Source organism: Anaerobranca gottschalkii DSM 13577, assembly GCF_900111575.1.
GTDB classification, from domain to species: domain Bacteria; phylum Bacillota; class Proteinivoracia; order Proteinivoracales; family Proteinivoracaceae; genus Anaerobranca; species Anaerobranca gottschalkii.
In genome coordinates this window covers 1-9,441 of sequence record NZ_FOIF01000063.1, presented here as the reverse complement: position 1 = coordinate 9,441, position 9,441 = coordinate 1, and the positions used below count along the sequence as shown (strand labels likewise).

The window sequence follows — 9,441 nt, the reverse complement described above, 5'->3', positions numbered from 1 at the left end:
AAAACTAAATTCAAAGCTACCACTAACTCAAACCATAATTATCCCGTAGCCCCTAATCTCTTAAATAAAGATTTCAGCACTCAAGCTAAAAATGAAAAATGGGTTGGAGATATAACCTATATTCCCACCGGTGAAGGATGGCTTTATTTAGCAGCTATTAAAGATCTTTATAATAAAAAAATAGTTGGATGGGCTTTAGATAGTAGAATGACTAAAAAATTAACACTTGATGCCTTAGACCAAGCAATTAAGCGAGAAAGGCCAAATAAAGGACTAATATTTCATTCAGATAGAGGGTCTCAATATGCAGCCTTTGATTATCAAGATAAGTTAAGAGAAAATGGAATAATACAAAGCATGAGTGCTAAGGGGGATTGTTATGATAATGCCTGTATGGAATCATTCTTTGCAACATTAAAGAAAGATTTAATTCATAGAAGGCGATTTAAAACCCGAGAAGAAGCTAAAATAGCCATAATTAATTATATAGAAACCTGGAGTGCTATAACCTAACTGGACACGAATAACGTGCCCAGCAAATCTAATACAGTCTACACCTCTTGCTTCATAATGACTTTTTATTAAAAAAAATTATATAATGACATTATCATATTTTAATTCACAACAAAAAATCATTGATAAACTGGATAGATTATGGTAAAATATACCTAAATATTAAACAAATTTAAAAATTAATTATTTTAAAAAATTTTTCTTAAAAGGGGACTGACAATGGTTCAAGTTTGTGATACATTGACAACTGATTTCGAAAAAATAAATATAGACCCTTTCTGGAATGTCGGGAACGAAGTTGAACACAAAAATCATCGCATACACGCTTATCCTGCAAAATTTCCTGCCTTTATTACACAAAAGGCTATACAATATGCTATTTCAGAAAATATTAAAATTAACTGTATTGGTGATTTTTTTTGTGGTTGTGGAACGGTTGCCTTTGAATCAAAACGATTAGGGTTTGATTTTTGGGGATGTGACATAAATCCTACTGCTGTTTTAATAGCTAAAGCGAAAAGCAATACATATAGCATTAGTTACGTAAAAAAATATTTTTCCAATATTATGGATTTATATGATGCAAGATATAATACTCATATTATGCCTTCCCACATAAATGACAGAATTACCTATTGGTTTTATCCAAAAGAAATATTTGAACTGAGTTTGTTAAAGCAATGTATTTATGATGTAGTTCCAGCACGAAGTAAATATCGACATTATTTTTTATGTGCTTTTTCAAACATATTAAAGCCAACCTCTAAATGGTTAACTAAGTCTATAAAACCACAAATTGATCCTAATAAAAAACCTGCAAATGTAAGGCAAGCTTTTATAAAACAATGTATAATTATGGAAAAGGCAATAGCTGATGAGCCATGTAATTCTAACGCAAATATAGAAATCAAACTAAAAAATGCATTGACATTACGACGAAAAGAGTTTGTCGATCTTATCATAACTAGTCCCCCCTATGTTACATCCTATGAATATGCTGATTTGCATCAACTAACTACTTTATGGTTAGATTATGCAGATGACTATAGGGATTTGCGAAAAAACTCAATCGGGTCTAATCATAATATATTTACTAATGATTGCTATACATTACTAAATTGTGTAGGACAAGAAATCGTTCGTGATCTAAGAAATGTTGATAAATCCAAGGCTCGTGCCGTTGCGAAGTATTATTTTGATATGCAAAGAATTACAAATGTATGTAAATCAGCACTAACAATAAATGGCATGCTTGTTATGGTTATCGGCAATACAGAATATAAAGGTGTATATATCGATAATGTAAAGCATTTAGTTAAATCAATGCAAAATAGTGGATTTTCTAAAATATATGTAGCTAAGAGAAAAATTACAAGGAAAATTCTTACTCCATATCGAGATAAATTTGGTAGATTTTCATCAAACGATAATCAAAGAAAAGTGTACAGTGAAGAATTCATCGTAATTGGTAGATAGTATAACAGTATTCATAACAGTGTTCGAATATGATGGTTATAAATAATTATTTTAATTCTAAAACAATAATAATTATTGGAGGGATGTATTTTGCCTGATACATTGAATACATCAATTGCTGATGTTCTTAATTCGGCTCCGTGGCAACCTTTGGAGTTACATCTAAATAAGCTAAAAGAGCGTATTGATGCTTCGCTTAATGCGAGTCATGCCCTAAGGGTTAAATATCGAAAAGAATTACTTGCTGATAATCCAGATTTAGTGAATAAAATTAGTAGACCGTCAGAAAGCTCTCTTCAATTAGCTCAAAATGCGTTTAAATCTGGAATAATAGCGGCATCAGATGGTACGGTATCTCCTGTTCCGTTATTGGCTGGATCAAAAATTCAAGTGGGGGTTGTGATAGTCTCGAGTCGCGGAGATGTTGTTGATTTAGTAACCCGAGTATTTGAAACAGAACTTATATCTAATGCTAAGACTGCAAGAGAATACTTTAGCAATCTAAGAAATGCGAGATCAATTTCAAACCTTTTATCCCGTGCTATTATGCTTTTCGGAGAGAGAAAACTTTTATTTGATCATTATGCTGATTGGCGATTTATCCATGGTGAATTAATCCCACATGAACTAAGAACAGGTGCAGGAAAGCCAGCTAAGAATTTGCCTCTTACCTTTGAACTGATGTATAAATACATAGAAAGCAAAAATTTTATTGCTGTATCAGAAGCATCGGATGACATTGATATACTTAATGCAGCCATACTACTTCAACCTGGAGAGTATATAGTTATACGTTCTTTACAAGATAGTTTAAATACTTTTTTGTATGGAGATAGTGATACTGGTCAGGCAGCTGCTAATTTTATTGATTCTGATAAAAAACGTTTTAGGGAATTCATTGCCTCTGCGGGACCAAAAGTTGCTGTTGTTTTAGTAAAAGCAGGAATTAAACCTTTTTTAATAGAATGTCATGTTGACAAGATAGAAGAAGCTGTTTCTATGTTTCTTATAGACGCATTATGGGTAAGAGGGCTGGCAGTAGATGGTTCGGACTTTTCAATTAGAGGATTTCCATTTCATATTGATTTGGCGGATCAGGTTGCAAGAACATTGTTTAAAGGTTCTGATTTTAGAAATCTTGTTGAAACGTGCTTATATGAATGTGGCATAGAAGCTGGTTTATTTGATATTGACCCCAGGAGGTTAAGAGGATGAACGAAAAGAACAATAATCAACAAGAATTGATGATTGAAGACAATGAGATTTTTGAATATAATAGCTCTGTTTTATCAGAAGAGCAAACAAGCCCTGATATTTATAAACAGCCCATACTTGAAGACCAAGATACAATTAATGCACTGCGAGCATCTTTAATTAAACTTGGCTTTATCAATTTTGATGGGGCATCAGTAGATAACTCTTCGTCTGAGGCCATGGTAGCTGCTGAACATAGAAAACATTTCAGACGAGATGTTTATGTAGGTATATCTGACAAAGAACAGAATTTGGACTTTTTAGGAAGAGTAGTAGAAGGTCCTTTCCATACTCCACATGAAGTAGGCATAGACTCTGCAATTACTAGAACGACAGTTCTTCATCCTGATAGAACTCAGTTTCGCCCATCTTATTATGTTACCGGGACAATTGAAATATTAGGGCAACTAGTTGAAAATGAACGTCTTGTTCCATGCCCTACAAGACCAAGACCATATTCAGAAATTTATATTTTCCCTGCCAATAGATTACAGAAATTTCTTAATATAGCAGGAGATTTTTATTTAGGCCATCTTATGGGTTATGATAAAGTAAAAGTTTTAGCTGATGTAAATAGTAAGAATTTTCTTCCCAGAAATATAGGTGTATTTGGAACTGTAGGTTCTGGTAAGTCTAATACTACTCAAGTGATTATTGAAGAAGCTATTAATGCCGGTTGGGCTGTTGTAGTTGTTGATGTTGAAGGCGAATATGTTAGAATGAATGAACCAACGAATGATGAAAGGTTAATCCCAATTCTTAAGGACAAATTTGAAATTAGACCAGTAGGTATTGAAGATTTTAAAGTGTATGTTCCCCAATCTGGTCATTCTGATGCTATAAATCCAATTAGATTTAAGGTCCCGATTTCAGCACTCGATCCATTTGTCCTTTCAGATTTAATGGAGCTCTCAGAACCTCAAGCTCGCCTTTTAGAATCAATTATGGAAAAGGCTAATAGTATTCATAGGAGTAGTAGCAGTAGAATCGGTGTATTAGCTCAACCAAATAGCCAAACAAGAGGATATACATTACAGACTTTGATTGATGGGTTAAGCGATGGGAGTCTTGTCCCAACAAAAACAATAGAGTCAACAGTTGGTACCTTGCGTTCTAAGTTAATACGTTTAGGTATGTCACAAATGCTTGACTGGAATGGGACTAATTCCATCCCTGAACTTCCAGTTAATGATTTACTAGTAGGCGGCCGATTATCGGTTCTTGACGTTTCAGAAACAGATGACCGTAGTAGAAATATAGCAATAGCTTACACATTACAGGCTTTGTTTGACAGAGTTATTCAGACGTCAGTTAATGAAAGCATGCCAAACGGTAAAGTGCGGCCAAAGGTTTTGGTTGTGATTGAAGAGGTTCATACTTTTGTTTCAAGGAATAATGCTGCAAAAATGAGATCAGTACTTGATAATCTTCAGGTTATTAGTAGACGTGGTAGAAAACGGTGGATGTCATTAGCACTAGTATCACAACAACCTGGCCATGTTCCTGATGAATTATTTGAGCTCTGCAATACAAGGTTTATCCATCAGTTAAAATCTGCTTCTAATTTAACACCTGTAAAACAGACGACAGGTGGAGTCCATGAAGCGTTGTGGTCTAATATTTCTTCGCTTGGTCCAGGTCAGTGTCTTATTACGGGTGCGATATTTAATAATCCACTATTTGTTGAGATTAGACCAGCAAAAACTAAGCGTATGCATAGTACATAAAATTAACTTTAATATATAATAAAAATGATAATAATTTATAATATCTTGGAGTGCTATGACCTAACTGGACGAATAAAGGTTCTTTGCTCTTCTTTTCTTAGAATATTTTCTTTTGAATTTTTCTAGAAATTTTATATGTAATTCTTACCATATAATAATTTTAATAGTCAATGCGTATATAATTGTATCTTTAAAAACTATGTTTTAGGCTACTAATTACTTGCCTTTAATATGATACTGTTCATATTCTATAGGGGACATATAATCTAAGCTACTATGACTTCTTTTACAGTTATACCAGGTTTATATATAATTAATTATGGTATTAGCTTTTTCTTGAGTTTTAAATCGCCTTCTATGAATTAAATTTTTTTTTGGTTAAATACAAATAAAGGACTAATATTTCATTCAGATAGAGGTTCTATATATGCAATCTTTGATTATCAAGATAAGTTAATAGAAAATACAGTCTAGCTTTGTTTATTGATGTCTCTGCAACAAATGTTATTATAGAAGACACTGCCATTTAATTTTTAGAAATTTTTTCTAATTTAGCAGGGATTAGTATTAGAATCTGAGATTATAATTGTATAGATTTTTATTTAATTATAGTTTTTAGATTATAAATAATAAATAGAAATAAATTGTAGTGAAATAGGAGAACCTTTTAAAGGTAGATCCCCGGTATTTAAAGTAAGTAACCCTTTTTGTACTGAATAATTGTTAAATGGTTGGATAACAGAATTTATAAAAAGGTTGTAATAGGAAATTTTTTCTGGGTCAAGAATGCCTTTATTTCCATATATTTTTAATTCATCTTCATTTGTATAAATTTTTTTTCCTTGTACAAGGGCATTATATATATAAGTCTTTGCTTTAAAGATTCGGCCATCAAAATTTTTAATTATAATAAACTCCAAGGTAATTGGGACCCCTTTTTGAGGTATATCTGAGGTTAGTAAAATTAAAAGTCCTTTTTTTACTACGTAATTAACTGATGGTTGTAATACTCCATTTATATATAGATTAATAAATGATACTTTTTCCGGATCAATAATACCTTTATCTCCATATAATTTTAACTCATCTTCGTTAGTAAACTCTTTTTTTATTCCATCAGAAATAGTATTAAAGTGGTATACTTCTGCCGGCAAAATCATACCATTTTTATCTTTGAGAGTAACAAAGCTAATTGTTAAAGGCGCATTTTTAGGGGGGACATCTTTTGTTTTTAATATAAGTAATCCCTCTTCAATAGAATAAGTTATACTAGGTTGTAAAATTCCGTTAATATATAATGTAAAATAAGAAACCTTTTGAGGATCAAGGATACCCCTGTTGCCATATATGGTTATTTCATCTCCATTGGTATAAGTTTTTTTAATTCCATCAGATAGAGAATTATATTGGTATACTTCTCCTTTAATGATTTCTTTTTTGTATTTAATATTAATTACATTTGAAAAAAAGGTATGATCGAAAATTTTTGTCACTGTTATACATTCTTTAATAATTTCGAAATCATTAATGTTTCCTATGTCTATAGTTGGAATAATTAAGTCGACTTGAGCCTCTGAGTGGGCAATAGTATTAATCGTGATTTTAATACTTAAATCAAGTGAATTATTTGAATGATATCCATTAACACTACATTTAAAATAATGTGTCTTAAAATTTACATTAGTTCCCTTTGGTGCGTATAGATAATAAGTTTTAAATGCCTTGAATGGTATAGGTTTTGATATGGGATTACCGTCCTTAAAAAGGGAAATATAGCCTTTTACTATCACTATAAATTTATTAATTAATAAAATTTTCCCTGAGGATAACTGAACCTGTTTTGGGTCAGCCATGTTAAAAGGTGTTATATTGATGTAACTAATTGCATTAGGACTGTATGGGTCTAAGATATTCCCATATTTATCTGTTAAGTAACATTTAATTTTAGATAAGTTAAAGCTAGACAACACTATCACTCCATGTAAAAAATCTATATGAATCTTCTATATTTTATTCTTAATGTAAGAAACTCACTTGTCCAAAAAAATTATCATACATCATACTTCTTATATTCTCGAGTGCATATTTTTCTTTTACGGTTTGTTCATTTAACAATTTTCTAAATATTTAGCTGTGGCTTAAACAAAGATACGATTAAGTCGAGGAGATAGATTTAAGAGCTGATTGGATAAAAGGAAGAAGGGGAAAAATTCCTTCTTCCTTTTAGAATAAGCCCCAAATTAGACGCAGACTTTGTTAGAAAGTTTAATCACCACAGCTATAAAAATGAATTTGTCTATAAACTGTATTACTTAATTAAGTTATTATTGTAGTTTCAGATTCTGCATCTGGTTCGAAGTTAGTAACAATTAAAGTAATTGGTGCATTCTCTGGAATATCACCTGCTTCTATAACCTGTACATTGGCTGCTGTAACTGTATATAGGCCTTCTTGTTGTAATACACCATTTATAAATAGTAAATAATAACCATTATTTTCTGTAACTAAAGTAATATCCTCTACTGGATTACCTTGGTCATCTACAAAAGCATTAGCTGGAATAGTTAAGGTTCCCTGATCAATATGCTGTGGATCTAAAGTATAAAAGAACCTTTCTACATTAGGTTTAGTTAAAACAGTTGTTTCTGTTTCTGCAGTAATAGCAAGTTTAAATAAAGTAACCATACCCCGCCCCCCCTTCTTTTACAGGATGTGTTTTACTTTTACACTGTATAATATGTAAAATGATGTGGTTGGTGTTAGGTTGATGTCCTAATATTGGAAATTAGAGATCTTTCTATAGATATAAAAAGGTTAAAATTAAATTAGACAATAAAAACTCTGGCATGATATAATAATTTTAATCATTTAAAGGTTAAATAAGTTTGAATAATTGAATTAATAGTACTTATATAATGGAGGTGTTTTGGGGTGAGCAATAAAAAATATGTACCTCAAATCAAAGGAACACTTAGAAATAATATCATAGAAGTTCCAAATGTAATTAGGGAAGCTAGTGGGATTTTAATCTTTGGGAAAAGAATTAAGTCATTAATATTTACTACCGATGTTGCAATAATAAGGAACTGTAATGCCGATGCCATTATAGCTGTCTATCCTTTTACACCACAACCTGCAATAACCCATGCAATAATGATGGCTGCTGATATCCCTGTTTTTTGTGGTGTGGGTGGGGGACAAACCCAAGGGAAAAGGGTTGTAAATGTGGCCCTTGATGCAGAATTTCAAGGAGCTATTGGAGTCGTTGTCAATGCCCCTACTTCAAATGATGTGATTAGAGAATTATCAACTACTATAGATATTCCTATTGTAGTTACAGTTGTTTCGGAAAATACCGATTTTAGAGGGAGAATAGAAGCCGGTGCAACAATTTTTAATGTATCTGGAGCAAAGAATACCCCAAAAATTGTAGAGAAAATAAGAAGACAATATCCTGAATTTCCCATCATTGCTACCGGAGGCCCGACCGATGAAGATATTATCCGGACGATACGGGCCGGTGCCAATGCCATAACATATACTCCCAGAACTACTGGGGAAATTTTTAGTGAAAGAATGGATATATACAGGAATGAACTAAAGTAATTAGATTAAAAGATTGTAGGCTTAATATGCATATAAAGAAAAAGAAAGTATTTATTTCTATTTTACTTGTCCTATTATTTTTTATATTGTTTAAAGTTAGTTATAAACCACTCTCTAAATATCAAAGCAAATTAAAAGTAGATGATGTAATTAACTTAATCGAAAAAGATGCTTCTGAAATAGATTATAATTATCTCATAAAGAGATGATTATAATGAAATCTAAATGACAAAGACAGTGTATATAAATTATTTAACAAAGAAGTAGAAAGAAAAACTTATAAAGAGTATTTTCAGATGTATCAAGTGGTATTAGCTTTGAAAAAAGAAAAGATTTTTTTAAAATGCTTGATGATGTAATTTCAGGTAAAGTAGAAAGAGTTGTAATCACACATAAAGATAGGTTATCGAGAGTAGGTTTTGAATTATTCCATCATTTGTTTAAAAAATATCATTGCGAGATAGTGGTGATAAGTGAAGTGGTTTCTAAAGAAAAGGAGGTGAATAGAAAAAATGAAAGTTAACCGTGTAGAAAAACATATAATATATCCTAAAAATTCATATTACCAAATGTTAGACGAATATTGTTTTAAATCTAAGAACCTATACAACTTTGCAAACTATCAAATAAGGCAAAAATTTTGTAAAGAAGGCAAATATATCTCTTATAATCAAATGGATAAGCTATTAAAACAAGAAGGAATGGATAATGATTACAGAAATATGCCAACAGCACAATCAGCCCAACAAACATTGAAATTATTAGATAAAAATTGGAAGTCCTTTTTCAAAGCTATTAAAGATTGGAATAAGCACAAAGAAAAATATACGGGCAGACCTAAACTACCTAATTACTTACCTAAAAA

The 9,441-nt window shown here is 31.4% G+C and carries 6 protein-coding genes and 3 pseudogenes; 7 read left to right on the top strand and 2 right to left on the bottom strand.

What is annotated here, in order from left to right; all coding sequences use genetic code 11:
• From BMX60_RS10535 to BMX60_RS10520, 4 genes and pseudogenes are all read left to right on the top strand, one after another.
• A pseudogene (locus BMX60_RS10535) lies at window positions 1-498 on the top strand (IS3 family transposase); the annotation flags it as partial.
• A gap of 234 nt (window positions 499-732) precedes the next feature.
• Complete coding sequence (locus tag BMX60_RS10530; protein ID WP_091351418.1) at window positions 733-1,989, top strand: DNA methyltransferase; 1,257 nt, start codon at window positions 733-735, stop codon at window positions 1,987-1,989.
• A 90-nt stretch (window positions 1,990-2,079) separates the two neighbouring features.
• On the top strand, window positions 2,080-3,204 hold the full coding sequence (locus BMX60_RS10525; RefSeq protein ID WP_091351417.1) for a hypothetical protein: 1,125 nt from the start codon (window positions 2,080-2,082) through the stop codon (window positions 3,202-3,204).
• Complete coding sequence (locus tag BMX60_RS10520) at window positions 3,201-4,970, top strand: ATP-binding protein (protein ID WP_091351416.1); 1,770 nt, start codon at window positions 3,201-3,203, stop codon at window positions 4,968-4,970. Before BMX60_RS10525 ends, BMX60_RS10520 begins: the two co-directional genes overlap by 4 nt.
• A gap of 620 nt (window positions 4,971-5,590) precedes the next feature.
• Here the strand turns inward: BMX60_RS10520 and BMX60_RS12205 are convergent.
• Together BMX60_RS12205 and BMX60_RS10510 are read right to left on the bottom strand one after the other, a co-directional pair.
• Window positions 5,591-6,937: a DUF4183 domain-containing protein gene (locus tag BMX60_RS12205; protein ID WP_091351415.1), complete on the bottom strand. Its 1,347-nt coding sequence runs from the start codon at window positions 6,935-6,937 to the stop codon at window positions 5,591-5,593.
• 349 nt (window positions 6,938-7,286) lie between these two features.
• Window positions 7,287-7,655, bottom strand: a complete 369-nt coding sequence (locus BMX60_RS10510) for a DUF4183 domain-containing protein (RefSeq protein WP_091351414.1) — start codon at window positions 7,653-7,655, stop codon at window positions 7,287-7,289.
• A gap of 246 nt (window positions 7,656-7,901) precedes the next feature.
• Here BMX60_RS10510 and BMX60_RS10505 point away from each other — a divergent pair, with 246 nt between their 5' ends.
• From BMX60_RS10505 to BMX60_RS10490, 3 genes and pseudogenes are all read left to right on the top strand, one after another.
• Window positions 7,902-8,576, top strand: coding sequence for a hydrolase (locus BMX60_RS10505; RefSeq protein WP_091351413.1), 675 nt, complete (start codon window positions 7,902-7,904; stop codon window positions 8,574-8,576).
• A gap of 286 nt (window positions 8,577-8,862) precedes the next feature.
• Window positions 8,863-9,069, top strand: a pseudogene (locus BMX60_RS10495) (recombinase family protein); the annotation flags it as partial.
• Between the two features lie 19 nt (window positions 9,070-9,088).
• Window positions 9,089-9,441, top strand: a pseudogene (locus tag BMX60_RS10490) (RNA-guided endonuclease InsQ/TnpB family protein); the annotation flags it as partial.

Coding starts and splice junctions, on each gene's coding strand:
- BMX60_RS10530 (WP_091351418.1), top strand. CDS start 733: ATGGTTCAAGTTTGTGATACATTGACAACTGATTTCGAAAAAATAAAT.
- BMX60_RS10520 (WP_091351416.1), top strand. CDS start 3,201: ATGAACGAAAAGAACAATAATCAACAAGAATTGATGATTGAAGACAAT.
- BMX60_RS10510 (WP_091351414.1), bottom strand. CDS start 7,655: ATGGTTACTTTATTTAAACTTGCTATTACTGCAGAAACAGAAACAACT.